The sequence below is a fragment of the Embleya sp. NPDC025285 genome (genome assembly GCF_055558835.1).
Window position 1 is genome coordinate 1 of the sequence record NZ_JBVHLU010000124.1, and the last position, 21,615, is coordinate 21,615.

Genomic DNA, 21,615 nt, shown 5'->3' on the forward strand with positions numbered 1-21,615 from the left:
GTGCCTCGCTCGGGGCTTCGTGTCCCTCCGCTTCGCTCCGGGGCACGAAGCCCAAGCTTGCGGCTCCGCCGCTCTCCGCGCTTCGCGCGTCGATCGCCGGGGTGGGGTGGGTCGGGGGCGCTGACGCGCCGGGAGTCGGGCGTCGGTGGTGGGGCGTTGGGTGGGGGTGGTGGGCTTCGGGGTCGAAGCTTGTGGCTCCTCCGCGCTTTGCGCGTCGATCACGAGGGTTCACCTGTGTCGGGGGTTGTGGGGGATCGCTGGGAGCGTTGGCGGGGCTACCGGGATTCGGGGTGGCGAGCGGCGAGACTCGGGGTATGGAACGCATGACCGAGACTCAGTGGCGGGCCTTTCTGTTGGCAGGACCGCGTACCGGGAAGCTCGCCACCGTACGCCCCGATGGTCGGCCGCATGTGGCCCCGATCTGGTTCGATCTCGATGATCGTGGGGACACGGTCGAGCTTGTCTTCACCACGTTCGGGTCCTCGGTCAAGGGGCGCAACCTTGCCAACGATCCTCGGGTGAGCCTGTGCGTGGACGACGATCGGCCGCCGTACGCGTATGTCGTGGTCGAGGGCGAGGCGCGGATCTCGGCCGATCCGGCCGATCTGCGGGTCTGGCCAAGTCGGATCGCCGCGCGATACATGGGCGCGGACAAGGTGGTGGAGCGCGAGCCGGTCGACGGCGAACAGGTGATCCACGTGCACATCCACCACGTGGTGGCCGATCGGAACATCGCCGGCTGAGGTCGACGCACACGACGTGCCGGGGGCCCGCACACGGTGTGTGCGGGCCCCCGGCACGTGGTGGGTCCGGCCGGTCAGCCGAGCAGGCCGCCCAACGGCTTGCTCGCGGTGGCACCGGTCTTGGGTGCGCTGCCGGAGGAACCGGTGGTCGAGCCTGCGGCCGGCGCGGAGGGCGGCGCCGACTTCTTCTCGGCGGTGTCGGTCGGGGACGACTTGGCCGCGCCCGTCCCGGTCCTGGGAACGGCGCTCGGCGTCGGGGTGTTCGCCGCGCGCGGCGTGGCCTGCGGCTGGGTGCTCGGGCGGCCCGGTCCGGTCGCCACCGAGGGTTCGGCCACCGGCGGGCGCGGCTGGCCGGCCACCGCGCCGCCCTGCGGCCCGGCCGCCGGGACGACGGGAACGGTCGCGGCGGGCCCCTGGTCGCCGACCCGGCCGGTGTCGGACTCGTCGAGGTGCCGGTGGCCGCCGCCCAGCAACGAGCCCGCGAGCAGCGTCGCGCCGACCCCCGCGAACGCCAGCATCGAACCGTAGCCGAGCTTGCGCCGCCGGGCCCGCACGGGAGTGATGATCGGGCCGCGCCAGGTGCGCAGCGACAACCACGCGTCCGCCGAGTACATCGGCGCGCCCGCCAGGGCCAGCGGGCTGAACGCGGCCAGGAAGACCACGTAGGGCGCGTGGTAGGGCGAGGAGCCGGTGCCCACCGCGATCAGTACGCCCAGCGAGAGCAACATCCCGAGCAGGCCCGCGAGCCGGGTCCACAACCCCAGCATGACCGCGAAGCCGACCACCACCTGCCCGAACGCGAACAGCAGGCCCGCCCCGATCGCGTGATCGGCGGCCAGGTCCATCACCGACGGCGACAAACTGCCCTCGCGCAGCACACCGATCCGGTGCCCGAAGGAATCGGTCGAGCTCGGATCCAGGAAGCCCGGCGCGTAGAGCTTGCGCAGCCCCTCGACCAGGAACGCCCCGCCCAGGAACAGCCGCAGCGGCAACAACACCGTGCCGCCCTGGAGCGTGGCCCGGCGCGCGTGCGTGGGCGCCGGGGCCGAGGTGCCGTCCCGCTCGCGGCCGGCCGCGAGATCGCGACGCACGGGTGGCACCCGCCGCCGCGGTGCCTCGTCCCGGATCACCGGCAGCCGCGTGGTGGCGTCGTCCGCCGGGCCACGCGCTCCGGGCACGGGTCTGCCGCCGACCCCGGGGCCGCCGATCACCACCCGCAGGGTCTTCGTGGGGGTGGCGACCGTCGCCGGATCGCCGGGATCGCGCACTGCCGAGGGCGAGGGCAACAGCCCGACAGCACCGCCGTAGCTGCCTTCAGATCTGGTGTCCACGCATCAATAACCGCGCGAGGGCACCAGAGGATGCGGCCCTTCGCGTATTACCCGATGCGGGCCCCACGGCCCCCGGCGCGGCGTTACACTGCGCGACGCCTGGCCACCTCGTAGAGCACGATGCTCGCCGCGACGCCGGCGTTCAGCGACTCGTTGCCGCCCGCCATCGGGATCCGCACGGTGATGTCGCAGGTCTCCTGGACCAGTCGGCCCAGGCCCTTGCCCTCGGAACCGACGACCACCACGATCGGGTCGGTCGCCGCAGCCAGTTCCTCCAGCGAGATGTCGCCGTCGGCGGCGAGGCCGACCACGGTCAGGCCCGCCTTCTTGTACGCCTCCAGCGCACGGGTGAGGTTGGCCGCCCGGGCCACCGGGACCCGCGTGGCCGCGCCCGCCGAGGACTTCCAGGCGCCCGCGGTCATCCCGGCCGCGCGCCGCTCCGGCACGACCACACCGTGGCCGCCGAACGCCGCCGCGGAACGGATCACCGCGCCGAGGTTGCGCGGGTCGGTGACGCTGTCGAGCGCGACGATGATCGGCGTCTCGCCGCGGTCGTGCGCCTCGACCACGAGGTCGTCCGGGTGCGCGTACTCGTACGGCGGCATCTGGAGCACCAGACCCTGGTGGATCGCGCCGTCGGTCATCCGGTCCAGCTCGGGACGCGGGATCTCCATCAGAGGGATGCCGCGCACGTTCGCGATCTTCATCGCCTCGCGCACCCGGTCGTCGCTGTCGATGTACTGCGCGATGAACAACGACGTGGCCGGCGCGTCGGCGCGCAGCACCTCGAGCACCGAGTTGCGGCCCGCGACCAGCTCGTTCGAGCTCTTGCCGCCGCGTCCGGGACGACCGCCGGCGGCGCGTCGAGCGGCCGGCGCCGCGGCCTTGCGCTTGGCGGCGGCGTTCGCGGCGCGCTGCTTGGCGTGCCCCTTGCGCATCTCCGCGGGCGGCGTCGGCCCCTTGCCCTTGAGCGCCCGGCGGCTGTGCCCACCAGTACCGACCGAGGGCCCCTTCTTGCTTCCCTCGTTGCGCTTGTTACGGCGCTCCGTGTTGCCGGCCATGACGGGTACATCCCTTCGATTGCTTCATCATCAGCTGCGATAACAGCTCACATGCTTGTACAACCGTACGGCCGGCCCGCCACCTCGTGGCGATCCGGCCGTACGGCACGTCTTCGTCGGGCCCGGGTGGGCCCGATTCCCGTCAGTCCCGGTGCAGCGTCCACCGGGGCCCGTTGGGCGTGTCCTCCACCACTATCCCGGCCGCCGTGAGGCTGTCCCGAACCGCGTCCGCCGCGGCGTAGTCCTTGCGGGCCCGCGCCGCCTCGCGCTGCTGGAGCGCGAGTTTGACCAGGTGGTCGACCACCCCGCGCAGTTCGTCGGAGCGACCGGCGGAGGTGCCCGCCGTCCACTGCTCCGACAGCGGGTCCATGCCGAGCACGCCCAGCATCGCCCGGATGTCCGCCGCGTGCCGCACGACGGCGTCCTTGTCGCCCGCCGCCAGCGCGGTGTTGCCGTCGCGCACGGTGTTGTGCACGACCGCCATCGCCTGCGGCACACCCAGGTCGTCGTCCATCGCCGCGGCGAACACCGCCGGCACCTCCGCCGCCGGTTCGATCGCCCCGGTCTGCTCGCCCGCGCGCTCGAGGAATCCCTCTATCCGCCCGAACGACACCTCGGCCTCGCGCAGGGCCTCCTCGCTGTACTCGATCATCGACCGGTAGTGCGGGGTGGCCAGGTAGTACCGCAGGACGAGCGGCGACCAGCGCTTGAGCATCTCCGATACGAGCACGGAGTTGCCGAGCGACTTGCTCATCTTCTCACCGCTGAGGGTGACCCAGGCGTTGTGCATCCAGTAGTTGGCGAACGCGTCGCCCGCCGCCTTGGATTGGGCGATCTCGTTCTCGTGGTGCGGGAAGACCAGGTCGAGCCCGCCGCCGTGGATGTCGAACGCCGGCCCCAGGTACTTGTGCGCCATCGCGGAGCACTCCAGGTGCCAGCCCGGACGGCCGTTGCCCCACGGGGTCTCCCATGAGGGCTCGCCGGGCTTGGCCGACTTCCACAGCGCGAAGTCGCGGCGATCCCGCTTGCCCGCCGCACCCGCACCCGCGTCCTCCGCCTCGCGCATCGCGTCCGGCTTCTGACCGGACAGCGCGCCGTACGCGGGGAACGAGGACACGTCGAAGTAGACGTCGCCGCCGGATGGATAGGCGTGCCCGGTCGCGATCAGCCGGTCCATCATCGCGATCATCTCGGGGATGTGCCCGGTCGCCCGGGGCTCCACCGTCGAGGGCAGGCAGCCGAGCGCGGTGTACGCGTCCGCGAAGGCGCGCTCGTTGGTCTGCGCCACCTGCCAGTACGGAATCCCCTCCGTGCAGGACTTCGCGATGATCTTGTCGTCGATGTCGGTGACGTTGCGGCAGAACACGACGTCGTTGCCGCGGTGGGCGAACCACCGGCGCAGCACGTCGAAGTTCAGCCCCGATCGGATGTGCCCGATGTGCGGCGGCGCCTGCACGGTGGCACCACACAAGTAGATCGAGACCTGTCCCTCGACAAGCGGCACGAAGTCCCGGACCGTGCGGGTGCTGGTGTCGTACAGGCGCATGCTCACACGCGCAAGCTTAGAGCGTCGGGACGGCCCGGCGTTCCCCTGTTATTTGCCTGTTCGCGACGATCACCCGGCCGTGCCGATGATCAGCTCGACGTCGCGACCACGAGCGCGGTGGCGATCGCGGCCACCCCCTCGGCCCGCCCGGTCAGCCCGAGTCCGTCGGTGGTGGTCCCGGACACCGACACCGGCGCACCGACCGCGGCCGACAACGCGGCCTCGGCCTCGGCCCGGCGCCGGCCCACCTTCGGCCGGATCCCGATCACCTGCACCGCGACGTTGCCGATCTCGAAGCCCGCCGCGCGCACCAATCGCGCCGCCTCGGTCAACAGCGTCACTCCCGACGCCCCCGACCACTGCGGCCGGGACGTGCCGAAGTGCGCGCCCAGATCGCCGATACCGGCCGCCGAGAACAACGCGTCGCACGCGGCGTGCGCGACCACGTCGGCGTCCGAGTGCCCGGCCAGCCCGGTCTCCCCGGGCCAGTGCAGACCGGCGACCCACAACTCGCGGCCCTCCTCGAAGGCGTGTACGTCCACCCCGATCCCGGTGCGGGGCAAAACGACACGAGAGGCGTGCTCACCGGACAACGTCGGTCTCCGTACTCTCCACACCGATCGCCGCCCCTTCGGCCGCCTGTTCCGCGCGCCGCGCCAACAGCGCGCCGGCGAGCAGCAGGTCGAACGGTCGGGTCACCTTGAACGCCTCTTCGGAACCGGGCACCACCACGACCGCTCCGCCGAGGCGTTCGACCATGCCCGCGTCGTCGGTCGCGCCCTCCCCGCCGAAGCCGCCGGCCTCGGCGTGCGCGCGTGCCAGAACGGCCCGCCGAAAGCCCTGGGGGGTCTGTACGGCGCGCAAAGACGACCGGTCGACCGTGCGAACCACGGTCTCGGCGCCGTCGATCGAGGCGACCTCCTTGACCGTGTCCACCACGGGCAACGCGGGCACCACGGCGTCGGCCCCGGCGGCGACGGCGGCGATCACCGCCTCCACCACCTCGGCCGGCACGAACGGACGCGCGGCGTCGTGCACGAGCACGACGTCGTGATCGGCGGGGACCGCGTCGAGCGCGAGCCGCACCGATTCCTGGCGTGTCGCACCGCCCGCGACCACCCGTAGGGGTGATTCCGCCGGCAAATGCGCACGCAAAAGTTTCCGGACACCGGCGACACCGTCCGGCGGTGCGGCGACCACGACCGCGGTTACCCCGCGGGCGGCCAACAGCGACCGGACGGCGTGCACCAGCATCGGGATGTCCCCAAGCTCACGCAACGCCTTGGGCGCACCGGGACCAAGCCGTTCACCACGCCCTGCAGCGGGCACAAGGACCGCAGCGTTCAACGAAGTCCCCTCAAACCACCCGGGCGCCGACGCGGAATCGCGCCGACACCGCACCGGCGGATCCGTCCGTCACCGACGGGCGGATCCTACGGCTCAGGAAGCCAGAACTTCGTCGAGGATGGCCTCGGCCTTGTCCTCGTTCGTGTTCTCGGCGAGCGCCAACTCGCTCACCAAGATCTGCCGAGCCTTTGCCAGCATGCGCTTCTCGCCTGCCGACAGGCCGCGGTCACGCTCGCGGCGCCATAGATCGCGCACGACCTCCGCGACCTTGATAACGTCACCGGAGGCGAGCTTTTCCAGGTTCGCCTTGTAACGTCGTGACCAGTTCGTCGGTTCTTCGGTGTGCGGAGCGCGCAGCACCTCGAAGACGCGGTCGAGCCCTTCCTGGCCCACCACGTCCCGGACACCGACGAATTCCGCGTTGTCCGCAGGCACGCGGACGGTCAAATCACCCTGGGCGACCTTCAACACCAGATAGGTCTTGTCCACACCCTTGATCGTGCGCTGCTCGATCGCCTCGATCAGCGCGGCCCCGTGATGGGGGTAGACCACGGTGTCGCCAACCTTGAACGTCATGTGACAGGTACCCCTTCCGTGGCTTTCTAGGGTAACACGGGACACGCCCCTACTGAATGACGTTTCCGCAGGTCAGGGCCTTAGTCGGGGCTTGACAACCGACCTCCGGCCGTGCTGGGACAGGGAACCCCACACCCGTAGGACTCGAACAAATAGGACAAACAACTCCTCCGGGTGGCGAGCCGAGCGCTCTCGCGCGACCCATATGTCACACGGGCCCCACCCATGTCGGTCCCGTGTTCGAGATCATTCCGCCGCCTCAACCGGGCCGAAGCCGGCTGTCGGCGCGGTGAGCCGCGTACAAGTCGTCCGTCCGGGCTGAGTACGCTGTCCCCGGTCGTCCTGACCGGTCCTCGATCCAAGATCTTCAAGGAGATGCCGCCGCCGTGAGCCGCAGCCTTCGACGCGGCGCCCTCGCCGCCACCGTCGCCGTCGTCCTTCCCCTGGCCGCGGGCTGCGCCAGTGGCAACGACGCCGAGACCAACAAGATCAAGCCCGACACGGCCAACACGGCGTTCGGCGCGCTCAAGATCCAGAACGTGCAGTTGGTGACGAGCGACCCGGGCAAGGACCTGGTCGCGCTCGGTGGCGCGTTGTTCAACGAGGGCACCACGCCCGAGACCATCACCAAGGTGACGGTCGACGGCGCCGGCCAGGCCCTGGGCGGCCCGCTGACCATCCCGGCGGGCGGCTCGCTGTACCTGGTCGACCGGCCGCAGGGAATGGCCGCGGAGAGCCCGCAGGGCAAGACCTACCTCGGCCCGCTGGTCTTCCCGAACGCGGCGAAGGTGCAGGCCGGTTCGTGGCGCAAGGTGACCTTCGCGTTCGGCACCGCCGGCGAGACCTCGCTGGACGTCTCGGTGCACGGGCCGTCCGGCTACTTCGCACAGCTCAAGCCGACCCCGGCGTTCACCCCGCCGCCGCCGGCTCCGCCGGCCGCGCCGCCCACCACCGCGGCACCCACCAACTCCGCGGGCGCGACCTCGCCGCCCGCGACGGGCGCGACCGGTGCTGCGACCACCACCAACGCGGCGAACTCGACGCCGCGCAACAGCTCGTCGGCCCCGGCCGGCGGCTGACGACCTCGCGCGCACCTACGACGGCGCCCGCGCCGCCCCCGGAGTTCCGGTGGGCGGCGCGGGCGCCGTCGTCGCGCTGGGGGGCGGTTGCCGGCGCCCCGGGCCGATCAGGGCTCGAACTTGTAGCCGAGACCGCGCACGGTGACCAGGTAGCGCGGGGCGCCCGGGTCCGGCTCGATCTTGGCGCGCAGCCGCTTCACGTGCACGTCGAGCGTCTTGGTGTCGCCGACGTAGCCGACGCCCCACACCCGGTCGATGAGCTGCATCCGGGTCAGCACCCGGCCCGCGTTGCGCAGCAGCACCTCGAGCAGGTCGAACTCCTTGAGCGGGAGGTCGATCCGCCGGCCCTCCACGGTGACCCGGTGCGCCTCGACGTCCAGCCGTACCGGCCCGGCCTCGATCGCCCGGGGCTCGTCCGTGGGTTCACCGCCCTGGCGCCGCAGCACGGCGCGGATCCGGGCGATCAGCTCGCGCGTGGAGTACGGCTTCGTGACGTAGTCGTCGGCGCCGATCTCCAACCCGACGACCTTGTCCACCTCACTGTCCTTGGCCGTCACCATGATGACCGGCACGTTGGACTTGGCCCTGAGCCCGCGGAACACCTCCGTGCCGGGCAGCCCGGGCAGCATCAGGTCGAGCAGCACCAGGTCGGCGCCGCCCTGGTCGAACAGCTCCAGGGCCTCGGGCCCGGTGGCGGCGACGGCCACCTCGAAGCCTTCCTTGCGAAGCATGTACGACAGCGCGTCGCTGAAGGACTCTTCATCTTCGACGACGAGCACACGGGTCATCGTGAAGCCTCCATGGATGGGGTCGACGATGTCATCGACATCGATTGAGAGGTACTGGACTTGAAGGGCAGCACCAGGGTGAAGGTGGATCCCACACCCTCCAGGCTGCGCACGGTTACCTCTCCCCCGTGGCCCGCCGCGATGTGCTTGACGATGGACAGGCCCAAGCCGGTACCGCCGGTGGCCCGCGAACGGGCCGGATCGACGCGGTAGAACCGCTCGAAAATTCGATCCAGGTCGCGCTGGGGGATGCCCAACCCCTGGTCGGAAACGGTGATGACGGCCATCCGTGCCTCGGCTCTGACCTCGATGTCGACCCTCGTCCTCGCGGGAGAGTAGTTGACCGCGTTCTCGACGAGGTTGCCCAGCGCCATCACCAGTTGATTGTGGTCCCCGGGCACGATCAGGTCACGGTCGCCGCCGATCTCCAGGGTGATCTGCTTCGACTCGGCGGCCTGCCGGCAACGGTCGGCGGCCTCGGCCACCAGTTCGTCCAGCGGCACCGGGCCGACGTGGTGCAGCGGGTGGTCGTTCTGCACCCGGGACAGGTCGATCAGCTCCTGCACCAGGTTGGTCAGCCGGGCCGACTCGATCTGCATGCGACCCGCGAAGCGGATGATCGCCTCGGGGTCGTCACTGGCGTCCATCACCGCCTCGGCCAGCAGCGACAGCGCGCCGACCGGGGTCTTGAGCTCGTGGCTCACGTTGGCCACGAAGTCGCGGCGCACCGCGTCCACCCGGCGGGCCTCGGTACGGTCCTCGACCAGCAGCAGCACCAGCCGGGAGCCCAGCGGCGCGACCCGGGCGGACACCTCGAACTCGTGCGCCTCGCCGTCGGCGCGGGCCAGCAGCAGGTCCCGCTGCCTTATCTCGCCGTCGCGTCTGGTCTCCCTGGCCATCGCGAGCAGGTCCTCGGGCACCAATTGGTCGCCTCGGACCAAGCCGAACTTGTAGGCCGCCGAGCTGGCCTTCACGACGGTGTCGAACTCGTCCAGGACCACCGCCGAGGAGCGCAGCACGGACAACACCGTGGCCACTCCGGGCGGCAGCGACGGGGCCACGGCGGGCGCCGCGGCCGTGCCCCTGCCCTGGGCTCGCTCACTCCAGCGGAAAGCCAGGGTGCCGGCCACGCCCACGGCCAATCCGGATACGGCGGCCAAAGCGGCAGCAGCAACGTTCACGTCCACATGTTCCAGGGTAGAGCTGCTCCGAACGGGTGAAACCGTCCAGAGGGTCCATCGTGCAGATCTTCATGTGTCGTTCATCCGTGCGCCACGCCTGTCACCGGTGATCGTTCGGAGGTCGTCATGCCCGACCCGCAGACCCCACCACAACCTCAGGCCCCCACGCCGGGCTGCAACTGCCCGTCGAGTTGCGGCTGTGGCTGTAAGTCCGGTTCCGCGTGCAATTGCGGGGGCGGCTGCGGCCGCTGAGCCGGCACTCGGGCCGCCGAGCCCGGCCCGTGCGGGGCGCCCCACCCCTTCCGTGACAGGTGGGCGCCCCGCGCGGAGCCGATCGATGGTTCACCCGATGTTCGTGATCACTTGCGGCCCTGGTTCTTGACCGCCTCGATCGCGGCCGCGGCGGCCTCCGGGTCGAGGTAGCGCCCACCCGGCGTGATCGGGCGCAGGTTCGCGTCCAGCTCGTACAGCAGCGGGATGCCGGTGGGGATGTTCAGGCCCGCGATGTCCGCGTCCGAGATGCCGTCCAGGTGCTTGACCAGCGCGCGCAGCGAGTTGCCGTGCGCGGCGACCAGCACGGTGTCGCCGCCGAGCAGGTCCGGCACGATCGCGTCGTACCAGTACGGGAGCATGCGCTCGACGACGTCCTTGAGGCACTCGGTGCGCGGGCGGATCTCCACCGGCAGCGACGCGTACCGACGGTCGGCGAACTGCGAGTACTCGTCGTCGTCCGCGAGCGGAGGCGGCGGGGTGTCGTAGGAACGGCGCCAGAGCATGAACTGCTCCTCGCCGAACTCCTCCAGGGTCTGCTTCTTGTCCTTGCCCTGGAGCGCGCCGTAGTGCCGCTCGTTCAGTCGCCAGGAGCGGCGGACGGGCAGCCAGTTCAGGTCGGCCACGTCCAGCGCGAGCTGCGCGGTGCGGATCGCGCGGCGCTGGAGCGAGGTGTGCAGGACGTCCGGCAGCACACCCGCGTCGAGCAGCAGTTGCCCGCCGCGCGCGGCCTCCTTCTCACCCTTGTCGGTCAGGTCGACGTCGACCCAGCCGGTGAAAAGTCCGGCTTCGTTCCACTTGCTTTCGCCGTGTCGCAGAAGGATCAGTTTGTAGAGAGCATCAGCCATGGGCAGGAGCCTAATCGAGGCGATCGGGCGCCCGGGCACGGGCTTTTCCGGGGCGCCGGGCAGGGCCTAGCCGCGGTTCTCCGGAGCCGCGAAGCGGGCGAAGGCCTCCAGGTTCTTCAGGGATTCGCCGCGTTCGACGCGCCAGTCCCATTCGCGGCGGATCGAGGTGGCGAAGCCGATCTCCAAAAGCGTGTTGAAGCTCTCGTCGGCGGCCTGGAGCACGGCGCCCAGGATGCGGTCGACCTCGTCGGTGGTGACCGCCGCGATCGGCAGCCGGCCGTTGAGATAGACGTCGCCCGATGTGTCCACGGCGAACGCCACGCCGTACATCCGCACGTTGCGCTCGAGCAGCCAACGGTAGAAGGCCGCGTGGTTCTCGTCCGCGTGCCGGATCACGAACGCGCTCACCGCCAGGGTGTGCGCGTTGACCGTGAGCGCGACGGCCGTCTTGAGCTTGCGCGTGCCCGGCAGGACCGCGACGAACGTGTTCGTCCCGGACTGCTCCCACTCGACGCCGGCGTCCTTCAGGGCCGCGCGGACGGTCTCCGCGGCCCGATCCTGTTGTGCTCCCACGGGCCACTCCATTCGATTCGGCGTGCGAACGTCTCGACGCTACTGCCCGCCCACGACCCGGCCACGCGGGGCCGCGCTGCGGGCCAGCGTGTCGGCGTAGACCTCGGCCATCGACGCCGCCGCCGAGGACCAGCCGAACGCCGCCGCGTGCCGCACCGCGCCCTCGGCATAGTCCTCGCGCAGCCCGGGCGCGCGGATCAGGTCGCGCAGGGCCAGGCCGTAGTCCACCGGGTTGTGGCCTCGGACCAGGGTGCCGGAGACGCCGTCGCGCACCGCGGTGGGCAGGCCGCCGACCGACGCCGCGACCACCGGGGTCCCGCAGGCCTGGGCCTCGATGGCCACCAGGCCGAAGGACTCGTTGTAGGAGGGCACCACCGCGACGGTGGCCGCGCGATACCAGTCGGCCAGCACGTCCTGGCGGACCGGCCGCTGGAACCGGACCACGTCGTGGATGCCCAGCGTCGCGGCCAGCTTGTGCAGGTGCTCCGGCGCCGCCATGCCGTTGCCGCTGGGCCCGCCGACCACCGCGACCACGAGCGAGTCGCGCAGGCTCGGATCGGCCTGAAGCAGGTGGGCGATCGCGTACAACAACACGTCGGGGGCCTTCAGCGGCTGGATCCGACCGGCGAACAGGATCACCGTGGCGTCCGCCGGCACGCCCAGCCGGCGGCGCGCGTCGGCCATGTCGCCGGGGCAGAAGGTCTCCAGATCCACGCCGGGGTTGACCACCGCGACCTGGTCGGGGTCCGCGTCGTAGAGGTCGATCAACTGGTCCGCCTCCTCGACCGTGTTGGCGACCAGCCGATCGGCGGCCTCGACCACCTGGGACTCGCCGATCACCCGGGCCCGGGGTTCGGGCGCGTCGCCACCCGCCAGCGAGGCGTTCTTGACCTTGGCCATCGTGTGCATGGTGTGCACCAGCGGCACACCCCAGCGCTCCTTGGCCAGCCAGCCGACCTGACCGGAGAGCCAGTAGTGCGAGTGCACGAGGTCGTAGTGCCCCGGCTCGCGCATCGCCTCGGTGCGCAGCACCCCCGAGGTGAACGCGCACAACTGGGCCGGCAGGTCCTCCTTGGACAGGCCCTCGTACGGCCCGGCGGTAACGTGCCGCACCAGGACTCCCGGGGCCATCTCGACGACCGGCGGCAGGTCCCGGCCGGTGGCACGGGTGAATATCTCCACCTCGATGCCGAGCGCGGCCAGCCGCTTGCTGAGTTCGACGATGTAGACGTTCATGCCACCGGCGTCGCCGGTGCCGGGTTGGTGCAGCGGGGAGGTGTGAACGCTCAGCGTCGCGATTCGACGAGGTGCCCCCCGGCGCGCTCCCAATGTGATCGCGCGCTGGACGTGGTGGCTCACTCGTTGACCTCCCAGGCCGGCCCCGTGTCATGTTGTCCGGTGTACAGAGCTACCACGTGTACACAGAGCTACTAGTTGTACAGAGCTACTACCGATGCGTGGGCCGCCCGTCCGTGGTTCTCGGCCCAACTCAAGACCCAACCCATCGTGGTGGGAGGAGATTCCCCGGCGGAGTGTGATCCGGACCGCTCGCGGGGGCGCGTGGAGGTGTTCCCTTACGCTGCGAGCATGGGCACGCGCGGCAACTCGGGGTTCGGCACCCCGGGAGCGGGGACGAGGGCCGCGGCCCGGTCGCGGCCCAGTGGGGTGATCACCCGGGGCACCACCAACGCGAACCGGTTGCGCCGGGTGGACCGGTGGCTGACCGACGCACACGTGCGGCTGCTGCGCGGCGCGGCCGATCCGCTGGTGGTCGACGTCGGCTACGGCGCGTCGCCGGTGACCACCGTCGAGCTGTTCCGGCGGTTGCGCACGGTCCGTCCCGACGTCGCGGTGGTCGGCTTCGAGATCGATCCGGAGCGGGTGGCCGCGGCGCTCCCGTACGCCCGGGACGCGCTGACCTTCGCCCGGGGCGGCTTCGAGGTGCCGCTGCCGGCGGGCCGCTCGGCGACCGCGATCCGGGCGTTCAACGTGCTTCGGCAGTACGACGAGGACGCGGTGCCGGCGGCCTGGGCTCGGATGTGCGCCCGCCTGACCCCGAACGGGGTGCTCGTGGAGGGCACGTGCGACGAGTTGGGCCGGCGCGCGGTGTGGCTGGGCATCGGGGCCGACGCGCGACCGCGCACGGTGACCTTCGCCGCCCGGTTGGCCGGCCTCGAGCGCCCGTCCGAGCTGGCCGAGCGGCTGCCCAAGGCGCTGATCCACCGCAACGTGCCGGGCGAACCGGTGCACACCTTCCTGACCGCGTTCGACCGGGCCTGGGACCTGCACGCGCCGCTGGCCGCCTTCGGTGCCCGGCAGCGCTGGCTCGCGGCGACCGCGACGCTGGCCCGGGACTGGCCGGTGTGCGACCGGCCGGCGCGCCGGCGGCAGGGCGAGTTGACCGTGGCTTGGTCGGCGGTGGCCCCACGCGGGTCGGCCGCGTCGGCCGGCCGGAGCGACGGAATTCGGTGACTCGTGTCCGACGGAATTCGGTGACTCGTGTCCGATCCGGAACGGCACATGAAATCTTGAACACACCACGTTCACTTGACCGTGGTCGGACCCGGCGTGTCGTCCGCAAATGGATACATTCGCCCGTTCCGATAAGTGGACGATCGTGAATTCTCCTCTGCCCATCGCCGCCGGAACATGCAAGGATCCGACGCTGAACCGGCCTTTGGGAACTGCCGTCCCGGAAGCACCGGTTCCGTTTCGAATCGACGTCGCCGGCCGGCATCGACACACCCGTCGCAGGAGAGCATTCGAGTTCCGAAAGGGCGAAAGCATGGTGAAACTCGGGGGCCGAAAAGGTCTGCGAACCCGGGCTGTGACCACCTGCGGCGCGGCGCTGTTGTGCGCGGCCCTGTTCGGCGGCAACGCGTGGGCGGACCCGGGCGTACCGCCCGTGCCGCCGGCCGGTACCGCGATCACGTCGGTGCAGGATCTGCTGGCCGCGCAGGCCCGGGTGCAGGAGCTGTACCGCCAGGCCGAGCAGGCCACCGAGCGGTTCAACGCCACCACCGAGCAACTGGCCCGCACCCAGGTCAAGGTCAACGACGTGAACGCGGGCGTGGTGTGGGCCCGGCAGAACGTCGAGAAGGCCCGCGACGACCTCGGCCGGCTGGCCCGCTTGCAGTACACCACCCGCGGCCTGGACCCGCTGCTCACCCTGATGCTGACCTCGGACCCGCAGGGCTTCCTGCGCGACGCGCCGGCGTACGAGCACATCTCGCAGACGCAGTTGGACACCATCAACCGGGCCAAGCAGGCCGAACTCCAGCTCACCGCGATGCAGAAGAGCGCGGACACCCAGCTCGCCGAGAGCCGTCGGCTGGAGCAGGAGGCGGCCGGCAGCCGGACCGACATCCAGACCCGGATCGCCGAGGCCGAGAAGATACTGGCCGGCCTCACCCCCGAGCAGCTCACCGAACTGGCCCGGATGGAGGCGCTGTCCGCGGAGGCCGGCCAGGCCCAGTTGAACACGCTGATCGGCAAGCCGGACCAGCAGACCACGCCCAAGGCCGCGTTGGCCATCGCGTTCGCGATCGACAAGATCGGCAAGCCCTACATCTGGGGCGGCGTGGGCCCGGACGGCTACGACTGCTCCGGTCTGACCTCGAAGGCGTGGGCGTTCGCGGGAGTGCCGATCCGCCGCACCTCGCAGGAGCAGTGGGCGTCGCTGCCGCGCGTGCCGCTCGCCGACATGCGCCCGGGCGACCTGATCGTCTACTTCTCCGACGCGAGCCACATCGCCATGTACCTGGGCAACGGCAAGATGGTGCACGCGCCCCGACCGGGCCGCACGATCACCGTGGCGAACGCCGGCTCGATGCCGATCCTCGGCGTGGTGCGTCCCGACGCCGGCGCCGGCACGGTGAACGCCCCGGCCATCCCGCACGTCCCGGCTCCGCCGACCACGCCCACGCCGCCGCCGGTCACGCCGCCGGTGACGACACCCCCGGTCACGCCGCCGGTCACGACGCCTCCGGTGACTCCACCGGTGACCACCCCGCCGCCGAGCACCGAACCGCCGACGACGCCGCCGCCGAGCTCGCAGCCGCCCACGTCGGCGCCCCCGTCGACCGGGGCGCCGAGCAACTCCACATCGGGCAGCCCGTCCGGGAAGACCTCGGCCGTCCCGAGCGGCGGCTGAGCATCTCGACAACGCGTGTGGGTCGGGCCTCGCGGTCCGACCCACAGCCGTGTCCGGGTCTACAGCGCGGCGACCGCCTGCTCGAACGCGACGTAGGCGCGCGCCTCGAACAGCACGAAGCGCACCTCCTCGAGCGCGGACGGCGTCGCGTGCACGGTCTCGACCGCGATCCGCGCCGCGTCGTCCATCGGCCAGCCGTAGATGCCCGCGGAGATCGCCGGGAACGCCGCCGACGTCGCGCCGAGGTCGTCCGCCACCCGCAACGCCTCGCGGTAGCAGGACGCCAGCAACGCGGACCGGTCGTCGGTGTGGCTGTACACCGGCCCCACCGTGTGCACGACCCATCGCGCCGGCAGGCGCCCCGCGGTGGTGGCCACCGCGGCGCCGGTCTCCAGGCCCTTTCCGAGCTTTGCCGCGCGCAGCGCCCGGCACTCGGCCAGGATCTCCGGACCACCCCTGCGGTGGATCGCGCCGTCGACACCGCCACCGCCCATCAGGGACGAGTTCGCCGCGTTGACGATCGCGTCCACGTGTTGTTCGGTGATGTCGCCGCGAACAAGCGTTATCCGTGTCATGCGCCCAGCCTGCCGGCCCCCGACGTGGCGCTCCCGCTGCCTCAGCCGGCACAGTGGCCGAATGTCCGTGGCCCGAGGAGAAGGGGACCTACCCGCGGAACTGCTCGATCGTGTGGACGCACTGTGCGAGTGGCTGGCCGCGGTACGCACCCACGCACACGGCGATCTGGGCGGCCGGGTGTCGCCGTCCCAGTTGCGGGCCCTGCTCGTGATCGCCGGTGACGACGGCATCAATCTGAACATGCTGGCCGCCCGGTTGCGGGCCATCCCGTCCTCGGCGAGCCGCTTGTGCGACCGTCTGGAGGACGCCGGCCTGCTGGTGCGCGGGCTGAGCCCGACCGACCGCCGGGAGGTGGTGCTGCGGCTGGCGCCCGACGGGGTCAGGTTCGTGGAGGAACTGCGATCGGCTCGACGACAGGCCCTGGCCAAGGTCTTGATACATCTGGAGGCGGACGAGTTGGACTCGCTCGTGCGATCCCTCGCGGTACTGCGCGACGCGGCGCAACGAGCCACCGACCCGACCTAGCTTCGGCCGAACCCGCGCGCCGTCCGGTTACCCGCTCACACCCCGCCGCGCTATCGTCCTTTTTCGATTGCCGTACGACAACGATTCGTGCGGCGACATCAATCCCGGAGGTGGTGGCGTGCGCCCCGCGTACGGCGGCGACGGCAAAGCGGTCGAACGGACCGACTACCGCGCGGTACCGATGCCCGCCCCCGCGGCATCGGCCCCGGTCGCCCACGCCGCGCACCCGCTGCGCGTCCTGCTCATCGAGGACGACGCGGGCGACGCCTTCCTGGTGGAGGAGTTGCTCGCCGACTCCCCGGACCCGATGGAGATCGTCTGGGCCCGGTCGATGGCCGAGGCCATGGTCAAGCTCGGCGAGGACATCGGCTGCGTCCTGCTGGACCTGGGACTGCCCGACGCCGAGGGGTTGAACGGGCTGCACCGGCTGCTGCTGTTCGCGCCGCGGACCGCGGTGATCGTGCTCACCGGCCTGTCCGACGCGCACCGCGGTTCCGCCGCGGTCGCCGCCGGCGCCCAGGACTACCTGGTCAAGCAGGAGATCGACGGCTCGTTGTTGTCCCGGGCCATCCGCTACGCCCTGGAGCGCAAGCGGGCCGACGAGTCGCAGCGCCGGCTGGTGGAGTCGGAGCTGCGCGCGCAGGAGAACGCGCGCCTGGAACGCGGCCTGCTGCCCGCGCCGATCCTGCGCGACCCGACGCTGGACTTCCGCGCGCGCTATCGCCCCGGTCGCCAGCGGGCGCTGCTGGGCGGGGACCTGTACGACGCGGTGCAGACCGCCGACGGGCGCGTGCACGTGATGATCGGCGACGTCTGCGGACACGGGCCGGACGAGGCCGCGCTCGGGGTCAACCTGCGGATCGCCTGGCGCTCGCTGATCTTCGCCGGGCTCACCGGCGGCGAATTGCTCACCACGCTGGAACGAATCTTCGAACACGAGCGACGCTCGGACGAGATGTTCGCCACGTTGTGCATGACCATCATCGAGCCCGATCGTCGACGCGGCCAGGTATACCTCGCGGGCCATCCGGCGCCGCTGCTGCTCACGCCCAAGGGCGTCGCACCGCTGTCCGAGGGCGCGACCGGCCCGGCGCTGGGCCTGTTCCCGGACGGCCGCTGGGGCCACGAGTCGATGGAGCTGGGCACGGACTGGTCGCTCCTGCTCTACACCGACGGACTGATCGAGGGCCGGATCGGTCCGGGCCCGGAACGACTGGGGACCGAGGGACTGTTGCCCCTGATCGGGCAGCTCCTCGCGGCCGGACGCTCCGGTTACGACCTGATCGATTCCGCCGTGGCCGCGGTGGAAGACCTGCACGGGGGCAGTCTCAACGACGACGTGGCGGTATTGCTGCTGCGGCACGACCCCGATCGCCCGTTGCACGGCGTGCAGGGGGGACATCCGGTGCTGCCGGGCCAGACGACGGGCGAGGACGACACGGCGTGACTCAGGAGCGAACGCGGGAGCGGGAGCGGCGGGGCGGACCCCGCATGCGCCAGGTCGTCGGGCTGGGCCTGGGCCTGCTCGCGCTGGTGATCGTGATCTCCGCGGTGGTCGGTGCGCTGGCGATATCGCGCCTGAACGACTCGCGGCACACCGTCCTGGACCGCCTGGAACCGGCCGCCAACGCCGCTCTGCGGCTGGAGAACGCGCTGATCGACCAGGAGACCGGCGTGCGCGGCTGGATCATCGGCGGCGACCCGAGCCTGCGCGAGCCGTACACGCAGGGCCGGGCCGAGGAGAACCGGGCCTACGCGGACCTGGAGCGGCTGTTGCCGAAGTCGGACGAGGGTGACCGGCTGCGCGCCGACCTCGCCGAGGTCGGCACGCGGGCGCGGGCGTGGCGCACGGGCTACGCGGAACCGGCGCTCGCCGACCGGGCGGCCACCATTGGCGGCCTGCTGCCCGACCAGGGCAAGCGACTGTTCGACGCGGTGCGCGCGGCGACGGCCGCCCAGCAGGCCGACCTCGGCGACGAGCGGGCTCGGGCGCGGGAGGAACTCTCCCGCGACGCCACCACGCTGACCGCGACGCTGATCGCGGTGGCCGCGCTGTTCACCGGGCTGGTGCTGCTGGTCGCGCTGGTGTTCCGCCGGATGGTCACCCGCCCGCTGGAGCATCTCGGCGAGCAGGTCCGCAAGGTCACCGAGGGCCGTTACAACCAGGTGCTGACCGGCCGGGGGCCGGCCGAGATCACCGCTCTCGCCTACGACGTGAGCTCGATGCGCGACCGGATCGTGGAGGAGCTGCACAGCACCGAGGCGGCCCGGGCGCTGATCGACGAGCAGGCCGAGGATCTGCGCCGCTCGAACGCCGAGTTGGAGCAGTTCGCCTACGTCGCCTCGCACGACCTCCAGGAGCCGCTGCGCAAGGTGGCCAGCTTCTGCCAACTCCTGGAGAAGCGGTACAAGGGCCAACTGGACGAGCGCGCCGACCAGTACATCGCGTTCGCGGTGGACGGCGCCAAGCGCATGCAGACGCTGATCAACGACCTGCTCGCGTTCTCCCGGGTGGGCCGGTTGGACACCGAGCGCGGTGATGTGGACCTGCGCGAGTGCCTGGACCACGCGCTGCACGCGCTGGCCGCCGCACGCGAGGAGAGCGGCGCGAGCATCACCGCCGACCCGCTGCCCACGGTGCCGGGCGACGGGCTGCTGCTGGGTCAACTGGTGCAGAACCTGGTCGGCAACGCGATCAAGTTCCACGCCGAGGAGGTGCCGCGCGTGCACCTGGGCGCCCGCTGGGACGGCGAGCAGTGGGAGTTCTCCTGTGTCGACAACGGCATCGGGATCGAGCCGCAGTACGCGGACCGGATCTTCGTGATCTTCCAGCGGCTGCATCCGAAGGACGCCTACGGCGGCACCGGCATCGGGCTGGCCATGTGCAAGAAGATCGTGGAATACCACGGCGGCCGGATCTGGCTGGATGCCGAGGGCACCGGCGGCACCACGATCCGCTGGACCCTGCCGGGACCGCCGCCGGCCACGCTGCCGGAGCCGCGCGAATCCGAGCCGGAACCGGAGCGGCCGGAACCGAACACCCGCGAGCCGCAGTCCCAGGGACCGGCCGACGAAGCGGTACGAGGGAGCAACGCATGACCCACCCCATCGAGGGAGCCATCGAGGTCCTGTTGGTCGAGGACGACCCGGGCGACGTGTTGATGACGCGCGAGGCGTTCGAGGACAACAAGGTGCGCAACTCGCTGCACGTGGTCAGCGACGGCGTCGAGGCGGTGGCGTTCCTGCGCCGCGAGGGCGAGTTCGCCGACGCGCCGCGCCCGGACCTGATTCTGTTGGACCTCAACCTGCCGCGTAAGGACGGCCGGGAGGTGCTGGAGGAGATCAAGGCGGACGAGGACCTGCGCCGGATCCCGGTGGTCGTGCTGACCACGTCCGAGGCCGAGGAGGACGTGCTGCGCAGCTACCACCTGCACGCGAACGCCTATGTCACCAAGCCGGTGGACTTCGAGCAGTTCATCAGCGTCGTGCGGCACATCGACGAGTTCTTCGTCTCGGTGGTCAAGCTGCCCACGCGCTGAGCTCGGCCCGGCCGGTCGGGCACCGCGGGTCGAGCCCGGCGGTTCACCAGGGGCCGTACGGCCCCATGTTGCGACCGCCGCCTCGACCGCCGGCGACCTCCTTGAGCGCGGGCCGCACGTCGACGAGGTAGACGATCGCCGCGACCAGGCCCGCGAGCATCAGGATCAGACCCAGGCCGATCGGCAGCACGTCGACCACGACCGCGACACCGAGCACGATCAGCCAGAAGGACTTCTTCTTCTTGTCCGCCGCGCGGTAGGCGTCCTCGCGCCGGAAGGCGGCGTCGAACAGGCAGAACACCTTGAGCAGCAGGATGCCGAGGAACAGCCAGGTCAGCACCTGGTCGAACTTGGCCGTCAGCAGACCATCGGCCATGGCCAGTTCCATCGATCCTCCTCTGCGCGGCCGCCGTGTGCCGCCACGTGGTGCGGGGATTCCAGTCTGGCATGCCCGATGCCGCCTCGGCGGTTGCCGAGGCGGCATCGGGTGCGCCGGTGTGCGTGGGACCGAGGGTCAGGCCTTGGTGCCGGCGGTCGGCTTGGAGCCCGAGTCGCCGACCTTGCCGGCCGCCTGCTCGACGGCGTCGGCCGCCGCGTCGGCGGCCTTGGCGGCGGCGGTCGCCGCGGACTTCGCCTGCGCCTTGGCGTTCGCCGCACCACGCCGCGCCGCGGTCGTGGTGGCCTTGGCCTTGCTCTCGGTGGTGCTCACGGCCGCCTTGGCCCGCTTGGTGCTCTCCTGCCGGTCGACCCGCTTGACCAGCTTCTCGCCGCGCGCGGCGAGGTCCTCGTAGAGCTCCTTGGCCTTGTCCACCTGGGACTTGGCGAAGGTCTGGGTGCGGTCGGGCAGCGTCTGCAGACGCTCGCGCAGCACCTTGGGGTCGGTGGTGACCTCGACCCGGAAGCGCTCGGGCAACTCGCGCAGCTTCTCCACCACCAGGTCGCCGGCACCGGCGACGGCGTACAGCGGGGTGGTGTCGGTCAGGGTCTTCTTCAGTTCCGTGGCGATTGCCATGGTGTTCCTCACTCTTCGGGATCGAGGTTCTCGGTTGCGGCCCGGCCGGCCCTGCCGTTCTCGGTTCCGTCGGTGGCGCCCCGTTCGTCCCGCACGGCGCCGTCCTGCGCGTTCTCCTTGCGGAATGCCTCGTAGATCTCGATGAGGACCCGCTTCTGGCGGTCGTTGATCGTCGGATCCGCCATGATCGCGGTGCGCACCTCACGGTCACCCTCCTCGCGCTCGTCGAGGATGCCCGCCTGCACGTAGAGCGTTTCCGCCGAGATGCGGAGCGCCTTGGCGATCTGTTGCAGGATCTCCGCGCTCGGCCGCCGCAAACCGCGCTCGATCTGGCTCAGATAGGGGTTCGAGACCCCGGCCGCCTCGGCGAGTTGCCGAAGCGAATATTGCGCGTTGCGGCGTTGCTCCCGGATGTACTCACCCAGCGAGCCGACGTTCAGACCTGCCATGGCTCCAGCATGCACAGA

23 protein-coding genes are annotated in these 21,615 nt (G+C 71.2%); 8 read left to right on the top strand and 15 right to left on the bottom strand.

Translation table 11 applies throughout. The annotated features are described in order from the left end of the window. Nucleotides 1–314: 314 nt before the first annotated feature. Nucleotides 315–743 (top strand): PPOX class F420-dependent oxidoreductase, encoded by a 429-nt coding sequence (locus ACZ4FV_RS45245; RefSeq protein WP_395864333.1) that lies wholly within the window; start codon nt 315–317, stop codon nt 741–743. 74 nt (nt 744–817) lie between these two features. Here the strand turns inward: ACZ4FV_RS45245 and ACZ4FV_RS45250 are convergent, their stop codons facing one another. The 6 genes from ACZ4FV_RS45250 to ACZ4FV_RS45275 form a co-directional block, all read right to left on the bottom strand. Further along, nucleotides 818–2,074 (bottom strand): TQO small subunit DoxD, encoded by a 1,257-nt coding sequence (locus tag ACZ4FV_RS45250; protein ID WP_465326759.1) that lies wholly within the window; start codon nt 2,072–2,074, stop codon nt 818–820. 83 nt (nt 2,075–2,157) lie between these two features. Then, the gene (gene rlmB / locus ACZ4FV_RS45255; RefSeq protein WP_395864337.1) at nt 2,158–3,135 is read right to left on the bottom strand and encodes a 23S rRNA (guanosine(2251)-2'-O)-methyltransferase RlmB; all 978 of its coding nucleotides are present in this window, start codon (nt 3,133–3,135) and stop codon (nt 2,158–2,160) included. 142 nt (nt 3,136–3,277) lie between these two features. Next, on the bottom strand, nt 3,278–4,687 hold the full coding sequence (cysS, locus tag ACZ4FV_RS45260; RefSeq protein ID WP_395864339.1) for a cysteine--tRNA ligase: 1,410 nt from the start codon (nt 4,685–4,687) through the stop codon (nt 3,278–3,280). An 83-nt stretch (nt 4,688–4,770) separates the two neighbouring features. Then, on the bottom strand, nt 4,771–5,244 hold the full coding sequence (gene ispF, locus ACZ4FV_RS45265) for a 2-C-methyl-D-erythritol 2,4-cyclodiphosphate synthase (RefSeq protein WP_395864341.1): 474 nt from the start codon (nt 5,242–5,244) through the stop codon (nt 4,771–4,773). Nucleotides 5,245–5,263: 19 nt separating this feature from the next. Next, nucleotides 5,264–6,028, bottom strand: coding sequence for a 2-C-methyl-D-erythritol 4-phosphate cytidylyltransferase (gene ispD, locus ACZ4FV_RS45270; protein WP_402236089.1), 765 nt, complete (start codon nt 6,026–6,028; stop codon nt 5,264–5,266). A 93-nt stretch (nt 6,029–6,121) separates the two neighbouring features. Next, the gene (locus ACZ4FV_RS45275) at nt 6,122–6,604 is read right to left on the bottom strand and encodes a CarD family transcriptional regulator (RefSeq protein WP_020552233.1); all 483 of its coding nucleotides are present in this window, start codon (nt 6,602–6,604) and stop codon (nt 6,122–6,124) included. Between the two features lie 386 nt (nt 6,605–6,990). Here ACZ4FV_RS45275 and ACZ4FV_RS45280 point away from each other — a divergent pair, with 386 nt between their 5' ends. Next, a complete protein-coding gene (locus ACZ4FV_RS45280; RefSeq protein WP_395864345.1) occupies nt 6,991–7,683 on the top strand; it encodes a hypothetical protein in 693 nt (230 codons plus the stop codon). A 107-nt stretch (nt 7,684–7,790) separates the two neighbouring features. Here the strand turns inward: ACZ4FV_RS45280 and ACZ4FV_RS45285 are convergent, their stop codons facing one another. The 5 genes from ACZ4FV_RS45285 to mshA form a co-directional block, all read right to left on the bottom strand. After that, complete coding sequence (locus tag ACZ4FV_RS45285) at nt 7,791–8,471, bottom strand: response regulator transcription factor (RefSeq protein ID WP_020552235.1); 681 nt, start codon at nt 8,469–8,471, stop codon at nt 7,791–7,793. Next, nucleotides 8,468–9,658: a sensor histidine kinase gene (locus ACZ4FV_RS45290; RefSeq protein ID WP_395864347.1), complete on the bottom strand. Its 1,191-nt coding sequence runs from the start codon at nt 9,656–9,658 to the stop codon at nt 8,468–8,470. The genes ACZ4FV_RS45285 and ACZ4FV_RS45290 overlap by 4 nt, the downstream gene beginning before the upstream one ends. Before the next feature lie 353 nt (nt 9,659–10,011). Continuing rightward, nucleotides 10,012–10,770 carry a phosphoglyceromutase gene (locus ACZ4FV_RS45295; protein ID WP_395864349.1) on the bottom strand — a complete coding sequence of 253 codons (759 nt, stop codon included), beginning with the start codon at nt 10,768–10,770 and terminating at the stop codon, nt 10,012–10,014. Nucleotides 10,771–10,836: 66 nt separating this feature from the next. Then, on the bottom strand, nt 10,837–11,355 hold the full coding sequence (locus ACZ4FV_RS45300) for a type III secretion system chaperone family protein (protein WP_395864350.1): 519 nt from the start codon (nt 11,353–11,355) through the stop codon (nt 10,837–10,839). Nucleotides 11,356–11,382: 27 nt separating this feature from the next. After that, entirely contained in the window at nt 11,383–12,702 is a 1,320-nt protein-coding gene (gene mshA / locus ACZ4FV_RS45305) for a D-inositol-3-phosphate glycosyltransferase (protein ID WP_402236084.1), read from the bottom strand. Nucleotides 12,703–12,930: 228 nt separating this feature from the next. On the opposite strand from mshA, the gene ACZ4FV_RS45310 reads away from it, so the two are divergent. Both ACZ4FV_RS45310 and ACZ4FV_RS45315 read left to right on the top strand, forming a co-directional pair. After that, nucleotides 12,931–13,815, top strand: coding sequence for a class I SAM-dependent methyltransferase (locus tag ACZ4FV_RS45310; RefSeq protein ID WP_402236082.1), 885 nt, complete (start codon nt 12,931–12,933; stop codon nt 13,813–13,815). Between the two features lie 313 nt (nt 13,816–14,128). Beyond that, a complete protein-coding gene (locus ACZ4FV_RS45315) occupies nt 14,129–15,496 on the top strand; it encodes a C40 family peptidase (RefSeq protein WP_465326764.1) in 1,368 nt (455 codons plus the stop codon). A gap of 59 nt (nt 15,497–15,555) precedes the next feature. Here ACZ4FV_RS45315 and ACZ4FV_RS45320 read toward each other — a convergent pair whose 3' ends face one another. Next, nucleotides 15,556–16,071, bottom strand: coding sequence for an O-acetyl-ADP-ribose deacetylase (locus ACZ4FV_RS45320; protein ID WP_395864358.1), 516 nt, complete (start codon nt 16,069–16,071; stop codon nt 15,556–15,558). A 61-nt stretch (nt 16,072–16,132) separates the two neighbouring features. Here ACZ4FV_RS45320 and ACZ4FV_RS45325 point away from each other — a divergent pair, with 61 nt between their 5' ends. From ACZ4FV_RS45325 to ACZ4FV_RS45340, 4 genes are all read left to right on the top strand, one after another. Further along, nucleotides 16,133–16,597, top strand: coding sequence for a MarR family winged helix-turn-helix transcriptional regulator (locus ACZ4FV_RS45325; RefSeq protein WP_395864360.1), 465 nt, complete (start codon nt 16,133–16,135; stop codon nt 16,595–16,597). A 67-nt stretch (nt 16,598–16,664) separates the two neighbouring features. Beyond that, nucleotides 16,665–18,044, top strand: a complete 1,380-nt coding sequence (locus tag ACZ4FV_RS45330) for a PP2C family protein-serine/threonine phosphatase (protein WP_465326767.1) — start codon at nt 16,665–16,667, stop codon at nt 18,042–18,044. Nucleotides 18,045–18,088: 44 nt separating this feature from the next. Further along, nucleotides 18,089–19,696 (top strand): sensor histidine kinase, encoded by a 1,608-nt coding sequence (locus tag ACZ4FV_RS45335; RefSeq protein WP_395864364.1) that lies wholly within the window; start codon nt 18,089–18,091, stop codon nt 19,694–19,696. Next, a complete protein-coding gene (locus ACZ4FV_RS45340; RefSeq protein WP_395864366.1) occupies nt 19,693–20,136 on the top strand; it encodes a response regulator in 444 nt (147 codons plus the stop codon). Before ACZ4FV_RS45335 ends, ACZ4FV_RS45340 begins: the two co-directional genes overlap by 4 nt. A gap of 43 nt (nt 20,137–20,179) precedes the next feature. On the opposite strand, the gene ACZ4FV_RS45345 is transcribed toward ACZ4FV_RS45340, so the two are convergent. The 3 genes from ACZ4FV_RS45345 to ACZ4FV_RS45355 all read right to left on the bottom strand — a co-directional run bounded on the left by ACZ4FV_RS45345 (nt 20,180) and on the right by ACZ4FV_RS45355 (nt 21,597). Further along, nucleotides 20,180–20,500, bottom strand: coding sequence for a DUF2516 family protein (locus ACZ4FV_RS45345; RefSeq protein ID WP_395864717.1), 321 nt, complete (start codon nt 20,498–20,500; stop codon nt 20,180–20,182). Between the two features lie 150 nt (nt 20,501–20,650). Then, nucleotides 20,651–21,148, bottom strand: a complete 498-nt coding sequence (locus ACZ4FV_RS45350; protein WP_395864368.1) for a hypothetical protein — start codon at nt 21,146–21,148, stop codon at nt 20,651–20,653. Between the two features lie 8 nt (nt 21,149–21,156). Further along, nucleotides 21,157–21,597 (bottom strand): helix-turn-helix domain-containing protein, encoded by a 441-nt coding sequence (locus ACZ4FV_RS45355; protein ID WP_395864370.1) that lies wholly within the window; start codon nt 21,595–21,597, stop codon nt 21,157–21,159. Nucleotides 21,598–21,615: the final 18 nt, after the last annotated feature.